Annotated in this window: 14 protein-coding genes and 1 tRNA gene; 8 read left to right on the forward strand and 7 right to left on the reverse strand. The window is 35.6% G+C overall.

Going from position 1 to position 18,007, the window contains the following annotated elements; all coding sequences use genetic code 11:
- Positions 1-70: 70 nt before the first annotated feature.
- From BOQ62_RS21010 to BOQ62_RS21025, 5 genes are all read left to right on the forward strand, one after another.
- Positions 71-2,047 (forward strand): T9SS type A sorting domain-containing protein, encoded by a 1,977-nt coding sequence (locus tag BOQ62_RS21010; protein WP_129042310.1) that lies wholly within the window; start codon positions 71-73, stop codon positions 2,045-2,047.
- Between the two features lie 5 nt (positions 2,048-2,052).
- The gene (locus tag BOQ62_RS21015; RefSeq protein ID WP_129042311.1) at positions 2,053-2,277 is read left to right on the forward strand and encodes a signal peptidase; all 225 of its coding nucleotides are present in this window, start codon (positions 2,053-2,055) and stop codon (positions 2,275-2,277) included.
- Between the two features lie 61 nt (positions 2,278-2,338).
- Positions 2,339-2,731, forward strand: a complete 393-nt coding sequence (locus BOQ62_RS23710; RefSeq protein ID WP_228414430.1) for a hypothetical protein — start codon at positions 2,339-2,341, stop codon at positions 2,729-2,731.
- Complete coding sequence (locus BOQ62_RS21020; RefSeq protein ID WP_228414432.1) at positions 2,719-3,630, forward strand: TlpA family protein disulfide reductase; 912 nt, start codon at positions 2,719-2,721, stop codon at positions 3,628-3,630. Before BOQ62_RS23710 ends, BOQ62_RS21020 begins: the two co-directional genes overlap by 13 nt.
- Before the next feature lie 44 nt (positions 3,631-3,674).
- Positions 3,675-3,748 (forward strand) — tRNA-Met (locus tag BOQ62_RS21025).
- Positions 3,749-4,147: 399 nt separating this feature from the next.
- Here BOQ62_RS21025 and BOQ62_RS21030 read toward each other — a convergent pair.
- From BOQ62_RS21030 to BOQ62_RS21060, 7 genes are all read right to left on the reverse strand, one after another.
- Positions 4,148-5,446: an HlyD family secretion protein gene (locus BOQ62_RS21030; protein WP_129042312.1), complete on the reverse strand. Its 1,299-nt coding sequence runs from the start codon at positions 5,444-5,446 to the stop codon at positions 4,148-4,150.
- A 301-nt stretch (positions 5,447-5,747) separates the two neighbouring features.
- Positions 5,748-7,955 (reverse strand): peptidase domain-containing ABC transporter, encoded by a 2,208-nt coding sequence (locus BOQ62_RS21035; protein WP_129042313.1) that lies wholly within the window; start codon positions 7,953-7,955, stop codon positions 5,748-5,750.
- Between the two features lie 177 nt (positions 7,956-8,132).
- Positions 8,133-9,647, reverse strand: coding sequence for a thioredoxin domain-containing protein (locus BOQ62_RS21040; protein WP_129042314.1), 1,515 nt, complete (start codon positions 9,645-9,647; stop codon positions 8,133-8,135).
- Positions 9,648-10,391: 744 nt separating this feature from the next.
- Positions 10,392-11,300, reverse strand: a complete 909-nt coding sequence (locus BOQ62_RS21045) for a DUF3810 domain-containing protein (RefSeq protein WP_228414434.1) — start codon at positions 11,298-11,300, stop codon at positions 10,392-10,394.
- A 144-nt stretch (positions 11,301-11,444) separates the two neighbouring features.
- The gene (locus tag BOQ62_RS21050; RefSeq protein WP_129042315.1) at positions 11,445-12,890 is read right to left on the reverse strand and encodes an MFS transporter; all 1,446 of its coding nucleotides are present in this window, start codon (positions 12,888-12,890) and stop codon (positions 11,445-11,447) included.
- Positions 12,891-12,920: 30 nt separating this feature from the next.
- Positions 12,921-13,658, reverse strand: coding sequence for a lysophospholipid acyltransferase family protein (locus BOQ62_RS21055; RefSeq protein WP_129042316.1), 738 nt, complete (start codon positions 13,656-13,658; stop codon positions 12,921-12,923).
- 3 nt (positions 13,659-13,661) lie between these two features.
- Positions 13,662-14,120 (reverse strand): GtrA family protein, encoded by a 459-nt coding sequence (locus BOQ62_RS21060; protein ID WP_129042317.1) that lies wholly within the window; start codon positions 14,118-14,120, stop codon positions 13,662-13,664.
- Between the two features lie 362 nt (positions 14,121-14,482).
- On the opposite strand from BOQ62_RS21060, the gene BOQ62_RS21065 reads away from it, so the two are divergent.
- From BOQ62_RS21065 to BOQ62_RS21075, 3 genes are all read left to right on the forward strand, one after another.
- On the forward strand, positions 14,483-14,746 hold the full coding sequence (locus BOQ62_RS21065; RefSeq protein ID WP_089696488.1) for a hypothetical protein: 264 nt from the start codon (positions 14,483-14,485) through the stop codon (positions 14,744-14,746).
- A gap of 85 nt (positions 14,747-14,831) precedes the next feature.
- Positions 14,832-15,683, forward strand: coding sequence for a BadF/BadG/BcrA/BcrD ATPase family protein (locus BOQ62_RS21070; protein WP_129042318.1), 852 nt, complete (start codon positions 14,832-14,834; stop codon positions 15,681-15,683).
- Between the two features lie 16 nt (positions 15,684-15,699).
- Positions 15,700-17,985, forward strand: coding sequence for an NADP-dependent malic enzyme (locus BOQ62_RS21075; protein WP_129042319.1), 2,286 nt, complete (start codon positions 15,700-15,702; stop codon positions 17,983-17,985).
- Positions 17,986-18,007 lie beyond the last annotated feature (22 nt).

Below are 18,007 nucleotides of genomic sequence, written 5' to 3' on the forward strand. Positions count from 1 at the left end.
AAATATTTTTTCTGAAAAAAATAATATCTTTGCCGTTAAAGATTGTATTAACACACAAATAATTTATACAATGAGAAAAAGTTTATTTGCTATAGGTCTTTTAGCAATTAGTTATTCTGTTCAGGCGCAGATACTTTGTCATGTTGACACTAATGCTAATATGTATGTGAGCGAAGGCACCCTAGTTTATAGTGGTGGAGGTGTACAAACAAAAGCTAACGGTATTTTGGATGTACATGGAAATATTATGGTTGTAGGATCTGGTTCAGATGCTTTTAAAACAATTGATGCTACCGGTGCGGATAAAACGGATGGTGGTAATATTATTTTAAGGCTTAATACTCCTGGTACCTTTGCTACTTCTACGTATGGCCAATTGTTCATCGACGGAATTTCCCAGTCTAATATTACAGGTATTGTTACCAAAGAATACCGAACTACAAGTAATGGTAGTGGTAACTATTTTCAACAGGTAGCTTTACCTTTCAGTGGTAAGGCGCTAAGTACTTTATCTACTGAAGTAGGTAAAACTTTCAATACCGGAAGATATAGCAACCCAATCTTACAATGGGATAATGCTAACGCTGTTTCTAAGCACTTTACAAGTTTAGCGACTACAACTACAGATCCTTCAGGATATTATATGCTAAAGGTTACCGGTAATGACTGGAACCCAAGTGCTCCTTCTGGTGCAGCAACCGTATATAATATTAACGGAAGACCAAATGCACCGTATGCTGCTCCTGTAACACTACAAAATGCAGGGAAATCTAATATCGGAGCTTCTAACGTTGTTTTCGGAGCTAATGGTAATGCTGTGAACTCTTACAATGAGAAGTATAATACTTATCTTGATGACAGTTTTGAGTTTACTACAAGTCCATGGGCTGGAACATTCGGACAAAACTGGTATCAGTTCGGAAACCCTTACCTTACCAATTTAGATTTATCTAATATCGGATATACTGAAAATCTTACAGGGTCTGACGGAAATGTTGTGAGCAACATCTGGGGTATTGAATATAACCCAGGTACAGTTGTTACACTTTCTGGTGGTTCTACTTATGCTACAGGAGCTCAGGTAGTTACTTTCTTACCTTCAGGTGACGGATATGCTCTGGCAGCTGGAGACGTAGATAAAGTAGTTATCAAGCCTATGCAGTCATTTAAAATCAAGTTGAGAAATAATACAGCTCAGACTTTAAACTTTAATACATTAAGAAGATTTAAGTCTACAGCAAGAGCAGCTGCAACTAATTATAATGTAAATGCTGCTAAAATGGCTAATGGTAAAACTACAAGCAACACAATAAAACAGCTTGGAGTAATTGGTTTGGATGCTAATGGAAAAGAAATTGGAAGAACATATTATGTTGTTTCTCCAGGCTTAACAACAGGACACCAAATTTCAGCAGCAACTTCAGTTCAGTCTTCAGCAGGTTCTGGCCTTATGGGTACATCTGAAGAAGCATTGAACGGAGGATATGATAATACATATAAAGATAGCTATTGGTTGTATATCAACGAGGCTAATGAAAATAACTTCCAAGGTAAAAATATTAAGTTAAGAAACTTCTACGATCAGGTGAAGTCTTATAAGTTTGAGATTAGAGAAAATACTGAGTTAATTCCAAATGGTGCACACCAGTTATCTTCAGGAATCGGTTTCTACTATAAAGAAGAAAACGGTAATCTAATTGAAGCTAAGCAAGGAGATGTTGTACCTGTAGCCAATATGGAATCTAACTTATATTATGGAGAACCAAGTAATCTTACTCTAGCAACAGATAAGACTACTCCTAAAACTTCTAATACTCTAGTGGTTTATAATTCAGCAATTTCAAACTATATTGTTAGATTTGATCCAAGCTGGAAAAAAGCAGACATTCAAGTTTATGATATGAGCGGTAAACTGGTAATCTCTAAAAAGGCGGTTGAAACAACCAGAGATTTTGTAATCGAGCTAGATGGCTCAGTTAAAAATTCATATGTTGTAAAAATCGTTTCTGATAAAGGAGAGACTGTTAACACTAAAATCTTAAAATAAACCACATGAAGACTATTAATAAACTAGCACTGGCATTTTTCTTATTTGTTGTATCTTTGGCATATGCTGATACTATGCCACAGCCAGCAATCCCAGGGGGAGGAGGTAACGGAGGTAATGGTACAGGACAACCTGCTTCACCTATTGATATGTATGTATATGTACTTGCTATCGTGGCAATTGGATTTATTGTTTACTTTACAAAAAAGTACAAGAGCGTAAAAGCATAAAATTTTATTAAAATAATATTAAACTCTCTGATTAGTCAGAGAGTTTTTTTATTTTTACTCTATGAAAAAGATTTACACACTATCTGCAGTTTTGGCTGCATTTGCTCTGCAGGCTCAGTTTACAATTACGATTCAGACTCCTGCAGATTTTAAAGACAAAGACGCTATTCTATATACACTAAACGGCTCGAAAGATATTATTGTTACTAAAGAACAAAGTAAGAATAATGCATGGACGTTTAAATATCCAGGTAATTATATGGGAATGATGAAAGTTTACTTCCCAGGTTCTAATAACACAGTAAGCTTTATTTCTGAAAATAAAAATGTCAACTTTAAACTGGATATCCAGAATAATAAGGTAAAAGATGTTATTTATCTGGATGAAGCCAATAATCTGATGAGTAAACAGCAGGAAGGCTCACAAAAAAAGAGCTTATTTTGCCGGCTTTAGCACAGATCAAAGAATATTATAAAGATAATACAGACTTTGGAAAAGCTCTGCGAACTGAGATTGACAGACTTTCCGGTACTTCAGGTTCTATTGACGCTGCTCAGCATCCGTTTATAGCTTATTATAATACCAATTACAGCAAGTTTCTTTCTAACTCCCAGGATTCAACCAAAAAAGTAAGCCAGGAGGAGATTATCAACTTTTTGGATAAGTCAGGGGATATGCTAGAGAGTTCATCATTATTGAGACCTGTATTGGTAGCTTATCTGAACTCTGGAGGTAATACAAATGTTACAAAATCTGTTGATGCATTGTTAGACCGTTTAAAAGTAGAAACTCCAAGAGGACAGACTGTATTGTCAGAACTGATTGATATTTTTGATGTGTATCAGATGGATGAATATAAGAGCAAGTATTTATCCCTTGCTAAGAATCTTAAGTGTACCATCACAGACAGGCTTGCATCTACCTTGAAATCAAATGCAAATATTGAAATGGGCGCTGCTTTTCCTAATTATAAGTTCCAGTCACCTGTTAATACTACTGCGAAATCACTATACGATGTAAAGGCAGATAAAAAGGTTATTGTATTCTGGTCATCTACATGTTCCCATTGTGAAAGTGAATTGCCGAAACTTCTGGAGAAATACAATGATCTGAAATCAAAAAATATCCAGATTGTGGGATTGTCTTTAGATGTAGACAAAGATTCTTATTCTAAAAAGATTGCTGCTTTTCCTTGGGTGAATGATTCCGAATTAAGAGGATGGAACAGTAGTTATACCGATACTTATAATATTCATGCAACTCCTACGTATTTTATTTTAGATGCTAACAATAAGATTATCAGTAAACCAGATCATGTTGGCGATGTTTTGGAATATTTTAAGTTAAAATAATTTTGGAGGTAAAGAAATATTTTCTATATTTGCACCACCAAAACGGCGAGGTAGCTCAGTTGGTTAGAGCGCAGGATTCATAACCCTGAGGTCACGGGTTCAATTCCCGTCTTCGCTACAATAAACCGCAATCATTGATTTAATGATTGCGGTTTTTCTTTTTATGAAAATCACGACGCTGTTTTTTCATCTTTATAAATAATCGTATTCCAATAGAGGATTAAGGGAATATTGATCTTATTTCAATCTTACTTCATCCTTTTTACTTTGAGATAATAGAGAGATGTTACGGATCCCTCTGTATAGCCTTTTTTATAGTCCTTTTTTGGGAGATTTATTATTTTAAGGCCAAATACCAGTTCCGTTGTGAAAACACCTATAATAGGAGGTTAATTGGAAAAAAATAATCTTTTTGTATTTACAATAAAATTTTGAAGCATTGTTGTTGGAACATATTTATAAAAAAGCCGTCTTACAATCTGTAAAACGGCTTTTTGTTTTTTGTACAGGTATATTATTAAACCTGATACCCAAGTAATTTTCTGATCTGATAGAAGAATCTTTCAATCAGTCGCAGATCTTGTGTTACAATTTCTGCGCTACCTCTAAGCTCCTTATCAAATGTAAGCTTTTTGTTGTAGCTTGTTTTTAATCCTTTCGGTAAAATCACATCTACATAATAATTTCCTTTATCATCAGGAATCAAAGATATATTCTGTACTTTTCCTTCAATGATACCATATTCCTGGAATCGGTAATTGTCTAATTTGATCAATACTTTTTCACCCGGAATGATCTTTCCGGAGTTTGTGGTTGGAACAGACATTCTGCCCACCAACTGCTCTTTGTTTTTCGGAAGAATAGAAAGGATAGGTTCACCTACCTTTACGAACTGATTTTCGCCAAAAAACTGTTGGAAACTGGCAACACCATCCGTAGATGAAATAACAAGATAATTCAGCTCCCATTGTTTTAACGATTTTCTTAATTGCTCAAGAAGCTGTAAGGTTTGTGAAGAGTATGTAATTCTGTCTTTTTCTGTATTAATGGCGGTTCCACTTTTGGTTTTATTAAGATTGGAGATCCCTTCATCCATTTGTGAAATGGAGATTTTAAGGTTTTCAAGGTTTTGCTGAGCCTGAAGATATTTGATCTTTTCATTCTCAAGTTCCATAGCTGAAATAACCCCTTGATTGAAGAGTTCCTGAGATCTGTTGAAGTTTTTTCTGGTCAAATCATATTTGATTGATTCCAGATTTTTTTGTTGTTTTAAAGTAGCTATTCTTACCTTGTATTCAGAAATGCTCTGATTGGCAGCCAGATTTTCCGGAGCGTAAGGTTGTAATCTTGTGAAAAGGGCTTCATCCTGAAATGCTTTTGCGAAACTGTTGTATTCTCCCTGCAGTTCCCCCAATTTAAATCTTGAAGCCTGGGCAAGAGGGAAGGTATATAACTTATCAGGAGTAATGGAATCTACCAGTTTTTTTAGTTCTAAAATATCCTTATAGTTGGCAGCAGACTGCATCACCATAAGTACATCATTCTTTTTAACTTCCTGATGGTCTTTTATGAATATTTTTTCAATTTTCGAACTGGTTCTGGCTTCGATCTTCTCCGGAGGATTCTGGGAGGTCACAATAATAGGAGCCGGTACAAATTCCGGATATTTTATAATGTAGCTCATGAAGAGAATCAGCAGGAGGATAACGAATATCACCGTATTTCCCCAGCGGATCATCCAATGTGGCGGCTGGGTAAGAATATCCTGTACACTCTCTGAGCGGAGTTCAATATTGTCTAAAACGTCTTCTTTCATTGTTCTGTAGTAAAGTTTCCCCCAATATTTCAGGGGGAATATAATTTAAATAAACGGACAGTTGCCATCATACCATTCAGGGGCTGAAGTGTCTGCGTCTGGTGGGCATGCAAAGTGATTCATACGACACGGCACCCAACTGCCAAGACACCAGGATCCACAACAGTTTCTGTCTGGAATAACTACACCTCCGCTGACAAATGTCAAATCTTTTCTCGAAAGTTTTTTTAGATTTTTCATGATAAATATTAGTTTTTATTTTTCTTACTCTATAAGCTTTTCGGATACCGCTATATGTTGATTAGCTTCCTAATTCAAGCTGATTTCTTACAAGCCTGTAATATTCTCCTCTTAAATCTACCAGCTCAGCATGGCTTCCTTCCTCTACCACTCTTCCATGATCCAGTACGATTATTTTATCAGCGTGTCTTACTGTGGAAAGTCTATGGGCAATCACTACAGCCGTTTTACCTTTAAAGAATTGCTCAAGGTTTTCCATGATCACTTTTTCATTATTAGCATCCAGTGCTGATGTGGCTTCATCAAAAAGAATATACTCAGGAGATTTGTAAACGGCTCTTGCAATGAAAAGTCTCTGCTTCTGACCACCACTGACTCCGACACCCTCATTACCGATCTTTGTATTGTAGCTTAATGGAAGACTTTCAATAAATTCTTTGATATTGGCTATTTCTACAGCACGTCTCAGTTTTTGTTTGTCGATATGATCTTCACCTACAGCAATGTTATTAGCAATAGTGTCGTTGAAGACATACCCTTCCTGCATTACCACTCCACAATGATCCCTCCAGTATCTTGGAGAAATATTTTTCATATTGGTATTCCCGATTCTGATCTCTCCCTGATCAGGATCATAAAACTTCATCAATAATTTCAGTAAGGTTGTTTTACCGCTTCCGCTTGCTCCTACAATTGCTGTAGTCTGCTGATAAGGAATCGTAAGGCTCAGGTTCTCAAAAACAGGAACATCAGAACCAATATATCTGAATGACATATCTTTGATTTCTATATCTCTTTTTGGAACATCCGTCACATACTGCTCATTTTTGTCTTCTTCATCATCTTTATCATGGATCTCACCTAATCTTTCAAGGGAAATTTTAGCATCCTGAGTCTGTTTGATAAAGTCGATAAGCTGTAGGAGAGGGCTGTTCAGCTGTCCGATAATATACTGAACCGAAAGCATCATCCCTAAAGTAAGATTCCCACTTAAAACAAGCTTTGCCGAAAGGAAACTCACCAGGATATCTTTCATCTGATTGATAAAGTTACCTCCTACAGACTGCCATTGTTCTAATGAAAGAGATTTTATTCTGATTTTAAACAGTTTTACCTGAAGAAATTCCCAGTCCCATCTTTTTTGTTTTTCGGCATTATGCATTTTAATTTCCTGCATGCCGTTGATAAGCTCAATTACTTTACTTTGCTCCTGAGAGACCTGTGAGAATCTTTTGTAGTCAAGCTCTTTCCTTTTTTTCAGGAAGAAACTGATCCACCCGATATACAATACAGCTCCAACAAGGTAAACAATAAAAAGCCTGTAATCATAAAACAGCAAAACAATACTGAAAATGATAAGGTTCACCAGTGAGAACAGGGTATTTAATGAGGAGCTTGTAAGAAGCTGTTCTATTCTGTGGTGGTCATTAATCCTTTGCATAATATCTCCTGTCATTCTTGTATCAAAGAAACTTATCGGAAGCTTCATGAGTTTGATAAAGAAATCAGAGATAATTGAAATATTAATTCTTGCCGAAAGGTGAAGGAGAATCCAGCTTCGGATGGTTTCGATTCCCATTCTTCCCAGGAAAAGCATAATCTGTGCAAGTAAAACTACATAGATAAAATTAATGTCCTGGTTCTGTATCCCAACGTCTACAATACTTTGCGTAAGAAACGGGAATATCAGGGATAGTAAGCTTCCTCCCAAAAGCCCTATGGCTAACTGAATAACAAGTGTTTTGTATTTAAAAAGGTATTTGGAAAGAAAAGTAAAGCTGGCTTTACTTTCTTCAGCATCAAATTCTGTCTGGAAAAATGCAGGAGTTGTTTCAAGAATCAGGACAATTCCTTCTTCTGTATTTTCGTTGGCATTTTCTCCGATCCATGATTTGATGAATTCTTCGCGGGTATAGGTGATCAATCCGTAACTGGGATCTGAAATGTATACTTTGTTGTTTTTATCAATTTTGTAAACAACAACAAAGTGATTTTTATTCCAGTGTGCAACACATGGAAAAGAAACCTCTTCTTTAAGGGTATTGAAATCGATTTGGACACCCATTGACCGGAATCCAAGGTTTTCTGCCGCATCGCTTAGCCCAAGAAGGCTGCTTCCTTCACGGGTTGTTTCGGAAAGGTTACGAATCTGCTGCAGGGATATACTTTTACCGTAATACTTACTTACGATCCTAAGACATGTAGGACCGCAATCTTTAGTGTCTGGCTGCTTATAAAATGGAAATTTTTTTTCAAAACTACTACTCATTATAAAATGCCGTCAAGGGATGACGACATTTTTTGCTTTAATTCAATTATAATTCAATGAAACAGAGACTAAAAATAGTCCCATTTATCACTGTTTTTCTGCTCTCTTGCATCTTTTCAGATGGTTATTTTGTTTTTCCTAAGATAGTGAAATTTTCGAATAGGTAAGATTTATTTACTAAATCTCATCATCCTCTATTAATTCATCAATAAAGAATAAAATATCTTCACGATCGTACTTGTCAGGGAACTGATATCCGTTGATAATAAAGATGGGAGTAAAGCTTAATCCCGCATTACTATTCTCCTTAGACATTTCCACCAAAGGATTCAGATTTTCTGATGTCACGGTTCCTCCGGAAAGAGCATTAATCTTGCTTTCGTCCTTCGTTTCAAACCATTCTTCTACGGCATGTAAAAATTCTTTTTCAGGTTTGTTGTGATAAATGTGAGTAAGATCTGAAATAAGCTGTGTATATTTCTCAGGAGCTCTTTCAGGACTGTAATTGAATCTCATTTGCAAAGAAATAGCATCCGGATATTTCTCAAGAAGGCCTTCCGCCAGTTTATGGGCATCTTTACAGAAACCGCAATATGGATTAGAAACAATAGAAATACGAAGTTTTGCATCTCTTTTCCCCACAGCAAAAGTTTCTGTATCTTGAAATTCAATTTTTTGATTCTGCTCCATCTGATTTTTGAAAAGCTCATAGTTTCTTTTGAATCTAAGATTTTTTGCATTCGATTTCTGAAGAGATTCTTTTTGCTCAAGCAATGTATTGAAATAAATAATTGCAGAGAAAACAAGTGCCCATAGAATAACAGTCAGTAGAAGAGTTCCTACACTGAAAGAAAGATTTTGGAAGAATAGGCTGCTGATTACCAATTGTCCCACAAGAATTGAAATAATCAAAAGACATACTCTACAAAATGTCTTTTCTACAAAAGCCTGAATGTATAGAGAATAACCTATAGCCAGTACAGAAACGAAGGTAAATCCTTTTACAATATAGGCTGTTGCTGGTAAGAACAGACCTAATATGGCAAGTCCGGCAAAATAAATCAGAGAAAAATCTGCAAATTTCAACCCTAAAATACTGGTTTTATCCTGTTTTATAATTTTATCACATGAGTTTGCAGTTTGGCTTGCCGCAGCACCACCGCCGCCACATATACTACCGATTACTGTAGATGTATTTCCGAATTTCTGATTGAAAATTTCCAGTGAAATATAGACACCAGCCAAAGAAAGAAGATTGAAAATGGCCTCATAAATACTTTGGCTTGTCAATGAATAAGCAAGTACAGCTGCAAAAATGATGTAAAGGACGGGTTTGAAATTGAAAGCCAGTTTATTTTCTACATTTTCCGTTTTTTCAAATAGAAGGACAAAATCTGTTGACTTGGTATAAAGTTCCTCTTTACCGAAGGTTTTTGCTTTTTCTGAATATACTGAATAATTGTTTCCTGCCTTTTTTACAAGTGAGAATGAGTTCTCAACAATCGCGATAAATTCTTCCGGAAGTTCGTCCCAATATTCTTTGTCTAGTTCATATGCGTCATTTTTTACCCCCATAAAGTTAAGGGTGTCACTGAAAGCCAATGCAGATGGGTAATTGGGATGTGAGTTGAACTGGAAAATAAATTCCTGTTTATCGAGTTTTAAGTGGTTAATTAGTTTGTCAAAAATCATATTAATATTTTTATCTAAAATACACAGATGTTTTAAATAAACAAAAATTTTTTTCTTTTATTAGTGAGATATAGACGGTTGTTGATAGATCTGGTTTGACTTTCAATATTTTATTCTGTAGAATGTAAATTTAAAAATAGTTTGTAAAGTGTGTCTTTTAATCAAATTCTGTTGGTTTTTGCATGGGTTTAGGTGTCCCTCAAGATGTATAATTTTCTTTTGAATTAGCAATAAGAAAACAAAATTCCAAAACTCATCAGGATAAAACGGGGATTGGCTGTTCTATGGAAATTTTTATTTTAAATGAATAAATAAAATAAAAAGTGCTAAGTTTTTTCGATTACAAAATCTTTTAAATTTTGAAGATCAAATTGTAGAGATATTTCATGAAATAGAGTAGATAACTCCTATTTTTAAAATGGTGAAAAAAGCGGGAAAATAGAATATTATCTATTTAAACAATTGTTTAGTTTTGTGAATATTTAATAGGTTATGCGTTATTTAAACGATGTTTTTATATTAAATAGGGAAGTTAGTTGTGATTTGTGAAGTTGGGATATGAACTCAAAAAAACATAAAAAATCATAAAGTTTTCTTAAAGTTTTAAAAAAGGATGGAAATGTTTTTGTATTTATAAAATATGTCGTACTTTTAAATCGCCTTGAATGAGGGAACAAGTCAAGGTAATAAATTTTTTTTCATCATTTGTGTTTTTAGAATCGTATCGCCTGATACGATTCTTTTTTATATATTCTCATAATTTAAGAGCAGATCAATAAAGTAAGAATAGGTAACAGAGCCTTCTTGCTGATTGCTTTTCAGGAACAGATTATTGGTAAATCCAAAGAAATCATCCAGCCAGCCCTGATGATTGAAAACGAAGCTCTTTTCGTAAGCCCGATCTCTTTTCATAGCAGGAGAATAATGATGAAGAATATTCTTTACAAATTCGGGATCTTCCTCCACGATGAATCTTAAAAGGCTTTTTAAAGTAAAAAACTCAGTGCTATATCTCAACTCCAGATTATTGGAATGAATTCCTATTAAATACCCCACAAAATTAGCTTCCTGTTCGCGGGCAAAACCAAGCTGATGGGAGCTTTCATGGGCGGTGGTAAAAGGTATGAATGTATGAGGCAGTTCAGAGTTATACTGAGCTTCTGCGGTAAAAGGATTATAATATCCCAAAATCCCTGTAAAACTCATTACATTTTTGAACAAACTGGGTTTGATATCCAGAATCTCAGGTGCTTTTTTACCTGAAATATAAGAAGGTAGTTTGGTCTGTTGGTGCAGGATTTCCTTTTGTATATCCGTAAGGTTGGTGATGATAAAAACTCCATTTTTATCCTCATGAACAGACTGTCTGGTTTGCTTACATTTTTCGAGATAGGCAAGGGCTAATTTTTTTGCCTTATTCATATCGGGTTCCTCCTGGCTGGAAAGTTTTTTAATAATGGGAGTCTGGAAATACAGCATTCCCCAAAATACCTGATAAATAAAATAAAAAATATTGATGATCATCAGGATTCTGATCAAAGAATGATTTCTTTTTTCTTTTCTGAATAAAGCAATTGCATAATACAAAAGAAGAGCTCCGAGTGCAATATACATAAGATCTCCCACAGAAAACGGAACCCAGCTGAACAACATCTGGTGTATTCTTTTTGAACTTCAAAAAAGCGCTCAAAAAAAGAAATCAACATCCTGGATTTTGAGAAGACATAGAACAAAAGAAATTGGGCAAGTAATACACCTGCCCAAAACCTTTTCTTCTTATATATTGTTTTTGTTATATTAATGACCACTGCCTTTAGATATTTTATCAAGATCAATGCCCTGAGCTTTTAGAATTCCAGTTACACGGATCGCATAGAATGCAAGATAAGCAAAACAAACGACCCCTACTATATAACTGAAATGAATATTCGTGATATCTGCAATATACCCCTGTATAAAGCTTACGATACCTCCCCCCATAATCATCATGATAAGGTATCCTGAACCCTGGTTGGTGTGCTTTCCAAGCCCGTTGATTGCCAATGCAAAGATACATGGCCATAACGTTGAGCAGAAAAGACCTACACTGGTAAATGCATATACAGATACCATTCCGGTCGTGAACATTCCTACCAATAAAGCTGTAATCCCCGCTACAGAGAAGATCAGAAGCATTCTTGCTGGGTTTCCTTTACTTAAGATATCACAGATGATCATCGCAATAATAATGAATCCATATACATAGAATGGAGAAAGATCATGCTTAGCAATGGCGTTTACCAATAAAAATACACCGAATGCAAGATAAGGAGCTAAGAATCTTAAGATCTTTTTGAAACCTGCGTTAACGTCAAATGCTTCTACAGCACCTGTCCAACGGCCAATCATTAATGAAGCCCAGTATAAAGAAATATAAGGTGCTACATCTTTTGTTTCAAACCCTAAATTCTTTTCCATATAAGCAGGAAGGTTACTCGCTGTAGAAACTTCTACTCCTACATACACGAAGATCGCGATCATTCCCATGACCAATTGAGGATACTGAAATGCTGATGTTCTATGCTCTCCCGGAATTTTGTCATCTGTATTCTCCGTATTAGTGGGAGTTACAGCAGGAAGAGATGAGAATTTAAGCATTAAAGCTACAAGAGCGAAAGCAGCTCCTAATATAAGGTAAGGTGTTTTTACACTTTCTATACTCGCTTCCGTATTACCAGCGCTGGCAGAGCCAAAAATAGCAAATGCAACAATAAGCGGTCCTATGGTAGTTCCTAAATTGTTGATACCTCCAGCCATTGTTAATCGCTGAGATCCTGTTTCTGTAGGACCTACTTCAATAGCGAGCGGGTTGGCAACAATCTGCTGAAGAGAGAATCCTAAACCTACAATAAATAATCCGGAGATCATTAGAGGGAAAGAATGCATATTGGCAGCTGGATAAAACAATAAAGTTCCCATTGCGGAAATAAGAAGTCCCACAATAAGACCGTTTTTGTACCCGATTTTATTGATCAAATCCTGTTTGAGGCTCTTTGATACAAGCATATAAATTAAAGAACCTACCGTATACGCTACATAAAAGCATATCTGTACCAGCATACTTTCAGTTTGGGATAGATTGAAGGCTTTTTGAAAAACAGGGATCAGAATATCATTACTGGCGGCTACAAATCCCCAAAAGAAGAATACAGTAACCAACGGAATGAATTGGGCCCAATTGGTTTGTTTAGAATAATTTGACATATTTATTATAGATTTCACAAACAAATATAACTATTTCCTTTCAACGGAATACCTGATTAAGGTTTTTTTTATTGTCTCATAAGCCTCTGCTTTTAAGTCTTTTGGCGAATCTGTAGGCTCAATGATTCCGTTGAAGTATACCTTTACTCTTCCAGGATAGCCTTTTGAATTTTCAAAAGGGAACATTTCCTTAAGTCCCACAAAGGTATAAACAGCTATAGGAGAATGATGTTTCGATGACAGCATAAATGCACCGTCCTTGAAATCATCCAGGATAATAGAGGTGTCGTCGGGAACACCACCTTCAGGAAAAATGGCAATGGTATTACCTTCTTCCATCTTCTCTGCACATCTGCGGTATACATCTGCCCGGCTTTTGGCACTTGCTCTGTCTACCATGACACAGATCCTTTTATATATGGTCCCAAAAATAGGGATCTTTACCAGCTCTTTTTTTCCTACAAAACATATCGGATGATGTGGAGACAGAATGCAGACAAGCATAATATCCATGATGGAAGTGTGATTGGAGATAAAGACATATGGTGTATTCTTATCCTTTTCCTGTTCTGAAAGTTTAATCAGGTCATATCTGAAGCCCATTCCGTAAAACATCCCGAAACACCAGAGTCTTACAAGTTTATAGCCGTACTTATAATGCTTTTTATTAAAGGATAAAATATAGACCGGGATTCCAATACTCACTGTCAGAAAAAATGCCAACAATAGCAGCCAGAATCTCCAGAGATAATTTAAAATTTTTGTCACAGCTTAACCGTTAAAAATTACTTTCTTCTTTATCGAATAATTCAGAATGGAAACCAGCAATATTGCTGCAATTTTGCTGATCATTTCCGGGCTCAAGGTATAAAAAAATAAATTGATATTATCTTTAAATATGAAACTGTAGAAGATTTGGAAAAAACCTAAGCTGAGTAATGTGGAAAAGAAAGATACGACCATAAAATAAGCAAACTCTTTTCTCTTGGAATGCTTTCCTCTTTCAAACACAAACCAGATGCTCAGAAAATAATTGGTGATAATCCCACAACTGGTAGAAAAAATGTTACTTAAAGGGTAATGTATACCATAGAAGTTGGTTTCCTTTACAAAGAAATGCGGAAGATAGGTACTGAATATTTTGAAACTGCCTATTTCTACAATGGCACTCAGTCCTCCTGCAATGATGAAGAACAAAACCTGTTTCTGGCGTAAGAGTATTTCTTTCATTTAATGAATATAAAACTAAAATCTTTCTCCATATTGTATTACCTGCAAATATGATTGATGTCTCAGCAGATAAACACTTTAGTGAATCCCTTCTGGTAATAATGATTTTAAAATGTCAATAATTACAGAACTTCACAATATGAATATGCAAATTTATAACTATATGTTAAACAGTGAAAAAAGTTGTTAAAATATTTTTTTAATAAAAATTATTTCTAATTTTAATATTCAGAATGATGTAATAATGACCTGATAATAAATTCATTTTCAACTTCTTGTGTTGATGGTTTTTTCTATCTTGTAGTGCACGATTAAGAGCATATACTCCAACATTTTATGACCCAATTATTAATAATATTTGTATGAAAAGTCAAAACAAATACAGAAAATTCCAGCTTCAACAGAAAAATATTGAGGCTCTTGAGAAAGAAAATTCCCGCTTCAAAAGAGTGTATTCTGAATATGAAAATATGTCAAACGAATTGTGGAATCTTGAAAACTCCAAAGGAGAACCTGTGCCTGATGATTTTATCAATGCTATGGTATTACAGACTTCCTATCTGGAAGATGAAATAGAAGATTGGCTGATACAATTCAACGAAAAAAAAACACAAATTAAACATTAATGATTTTAAACAGCTTCCAGATTGTTTTTAAATGCTAATTGAAGATAAATTCCTAATTTAGCACCCTTAAATTAAAATCTAAAATATGGTTGCTATTGTAGATAGTGGTTCTACTAAATCGGATTGGGTAATACTTGATGACTTTAAGAAGGTTTTTCTGAAAACAGAAACAATCGGTTTCAATCCGAATTTTATCAACAGAGAACTTATCGCTCCTGAGGTACAGAAAAATAGCAATCTGATGTCCGTTAAAAATTCAATTACCAAAGTCTTTTTTTATGGTTCCGGATGCGGAGTGAAGAAAAATTGTGAAACCATTGAAGAAGAGTTGAAGAAGGTTTTTGTAAAAGCAGAATTTATTGTGAGGGAAGATCTGATGGCTGCAGCCTATGCAGCATACACCGGAAAGCCTGCTATCGTGTGCATTCTTGGCACAGGATCAAATTCTTGTTATTTCGACGGTGAAAATCTAAAAATAGAATTACCCTCATTAGGATTCCTTATTGGGGACGAAGGAAGTGGCAGCGCTATCGGAAAACAATTGCTGCGCAGATATTTCATGAAAAAACTGCCTTCAGATCTTCATACCGAATTTAAAGCAAACTATAAGCTTACCGTAGAAGATGCATTGCAAAATATGTATCATACCCCAAGACCAAATGCTTATTTGGCCGACTTCACCAAATTTGTGATCGAAAGAAAAGATCATCCTTACTTCAGGGATATGGTTTTTGAAGAAATGAAAAACTTCTTTGAATACCAGGTACTCCCTTATGAAGAAGCTAAAGATGCTGAAATCAATTTTATCGGATCTATCGCTTATTATTATGAAAACGTACTGCGCTCAGTAGCTGCAGAATTTAATTTAAATGTGGGACATGTAGTTCAGAAACCAATTGAAAGCTTAGTAGATTACCACATTAAATATATACTTTAACAAAAAACAAAATTTTATGTCAAGTAACAACAATCGTGACGAAAAGAACTTTAGCCAGGCCGCGCTAGATTATCATAAAGCAGAACCCAAAGGAAAAATTGAAGTGATCCCATCAAAGCCACACTCTTCTCAAAGAGACCTTTCGCTGGCTTATTCTCCGGGAGTAGCGGTTCCTTGTATGGAAATTCATGATAAACCTGAAACTGTATATGATTATACAGGAAAAGGAAACCTGGTAGCAGTAATTTCTAACGGTACTGCCGTACTTGGACTGGGAGACATCGGTGCTGAAGCTTCAAAGCCGGTAATGGAGGGAAAAGGACTTTTGTTCAAAATCTTTGCAGATATCAATGTATTTGATATTGAGATCGATGAAAAAGATCCGGATAAATTTATTGAAATTGTAAAAGGTATTGCTCCTACTTTCGGAGGAATCAATCTGGAAGATATTAAAGCGCCTGAAGCTTTTTATATAGAACAAAAACTGAAAGAGGAATTGAATATTCCTTTGATGCACGATGACCAGCACGGAACTGCAATTATCTCCGCAGCAGCATTGATCAACTCTCTGCAGATTGCCAATAAAGATATTGATAAAGTGAAAATGGTGGTGAACGGAGCAGGTGCAGCAGCTATTGCATGTACCAAGCTTTATATTTCATTAGGATTGAAAAAAGAAAATGTCCTGATGTGTGACAGTAAGGGAGTTATCAATCATAAAAGAGAAAACCTTACTCCTGAAAAACTGGATTTCATCGTTGAAACAGATATCGAAACATTAGAAGATGCGGTAAAAGGATCCGATGTTTTTGTAGGATTGTCAAAAGGAAACGTAATGACTCCGGAAATGCTTTTGAGCATGAACGAAAACCCAATCGTATTCGCTTTAGCCAACCCTGATCCGGAAATTGCTTACGACCTTGCTCTTGATACCCGTAAAGATGTCATCATGGCAACAGGAAGAAGTGATTATCCTAACCAGGTAAACAATGTATTAGGATTCCCTTATATCTTCCGTGGAGCATTAGATGTACAGGCTACAGGAATTAATGAAGAAATGAAACTGGCAGCCGTACATGCAATTGCTGATTTGGCAAAAGAGCCGGTACCAGAAGCTGTAATTTTAGCATATAACGTTCAGAATCTTCAGTTCGGAAGAGAATATTTTATTCCAAAACCATTCGATAACAGATTGATCACTAAAGTATCAAGCGCTGTAGCAAAAGCAGCTATTGAAAGTGGCGTTGCAAGAAAAGCTATTACAGATTTTGAAGAGTATGAGCACCAGCTGTTAGACAGAATGGGAAGAGATGAGAGATTGGTAAGAATGATGCAGAGCCGTGCGAAATCCAATCCGAAAAGAATCACCCTTGGAAATGCTGAAGAATATAATGTATTGAAAGCTGCCCAGATTCTTTATGAAGAAGGAATTGCTTACCCAAGTCTTTTAGGTGATAAAAAATACATCAAGGAGCAGATGGAGCGTTACGGAATTACCCTGGATGTTCCAATCATTGATCCAAGTGATGATGACCAGAAAGAAAACAGAAAAAAATACAGAGAAACCCTTTGGAAACTTCGCCAGAGAAAAGGAATGAACGAGTACAAAGCGAAAAGATATGTACGTCAGAGAGACTATTTCGGACCTTTGATGCTGAAACATGGAGATACTGACGGCCTTATCGTAGGATTCTCCAAAAACTATACTTCAGTTTTACGTCCTGTTTTAGAAGTGATTGAAAAAGATAAAGGAGTAGACAAAGTAGCAGCAATGATGATGATCCTGTCTGAAAAGAAACCTATTTTCTTCGCAGATACATCCATCAATCAAAACCCTACAGCAGAAGATCTTGTGAACATTGCTAAAATGGCAGAATTTACAGTGAAATCTTTCGCCATCGAACCAAGAATTGCAATGCTTGGATTTGAAAACTTTGCGGCAATTTCTGACACTTCTAAAAAAGTAGCAAAAGCAGTAAGCATCCTTCATGAGAAATTCCCTAAAATGATTGTGGATGGTGAAATTCAGCCGGACTTTGCAATGAATGCAGATCATCTTAGCGATTATCCTTTCTCAAAATTAGGAACAACGCCGGCGAATACGTTCATCTTCCCGAATCTTGAAAGTGCAAACCTTTCTTACAAAATTCTGAGAGGAATGAAAGTAGCACAGGTTATCGGACCAATATTGATGGGATTAAAGCAGCCGGTACATGTACTTCAGATGCGTTCAAGCGTAGATGAAATTGTAAACCTTGCTACCATTGCCGTTCTTGATGCGCAAAGAAGAGAGAAAAAGTAATTTATTTACTGTATATATTTAA

The organism is Chryseobacterium sp. CH21 (assembly GCF_004119445.1).
In the GTDB taxonomy this organism is placed as follows: Bacteria; Bacteroidota; Bacteroidia; order Flavobacteriales; family Weeksellaceae; genus Chryseobacterium.

What these genes read in the sequence shown, in the direction of transcription:
- BOQ62_RS21010 (WP_129042310.1), top strand. Translation starts at nt 71, where the DNA reads ATGAGAAAAAGTTTATTTGCTATAGGTCTTTTAGCAATTAGTTATTCT.
- BOQ62_RS21015 (WP_129042311.1), top strand. Translation starts at nt 2,053, where the DNA reads ATGAAGACTATTAATAAACTAGCACTGGCATTTTTCTTATTTGTTGTA.
- BOQ62_RS23710 (WP_228414430.1), top strand. Translation starts at nt 2,339, where the DNA reads ATGAAAAAGATTTACACACTATCTGCAGTTTTGGCTGCATTTGCTCTG.
- BOQ62_RS21030 (WP_129042312.1), bottom strand. Translation starts at nt 5,446, where the DNA reads ATGAAAGAAGACGTTTTAGACAATATTGAACTCCGCTCAGAGAGTGTA.
- BOQ62_RS21035 (WP_129042313.1), bottom strand. Translation starts at nt 7,955, where the DNA reads ATGAGTAGTAGTTTTGAAAAAAAATTTCCATTTTATAAGCAGCCAGAC.
- BOQ62_RS21040 (WP_129042314.1), bottom strand. Translation starts at nt 9,647, where the DNA reads ATGATTTTTGACAAACTAATTAACCACTTAAAACTCGATAAACAGGAA.
- BOQ62_RS21045 (WP_228414434.1), bottom strand. Translation starts at nt 11,300, where the DNA reads ATGTTGTTCAGCTGGGTTCCGTTTTCTGTGGGAGATCTTATGTATATT.
- BOQ62_RS21050 (WP_129042315.1), bottom strand. Translation starts at nt 12,890, where the DNA reads ATGTCAAATTATTCTAAACAAACCAATTGGGCCCAATTCATTCCGTTG.
- BOQ62_RS21060 (WP_129042317.1), bottom strand. Translation starts at nt 14,120, where the DNA reads ATGAAAGAAATACTCTTACGCCAGAAACAGGTTTTGTTCTTCATCATT.
- BOQ62_RS21065 (WP_089696488.1), top strand. Translation starts at nt 14,483, where the DNA reads ATGAAAAGTCAAAACAAATACAGAAAATTCCAGCTTCAACAGAAAAAT.
- BOQ62_RS21070 (WP_129042318.1), top strand. Translation starts at nt 14,832, where the DNA reads ATGGTTGCTATTGTAGATAGTGGTTCTACTAAATCGGATTGGGTAATA.
- BOQ62_RS21075 (WP_129042319.1), top strand. Translation starts at nt 15,700, where the DNA reads ATGTCAAGTAACAACAATCGTGACGAAAAGAACTTTAGCCAGGCCGCG.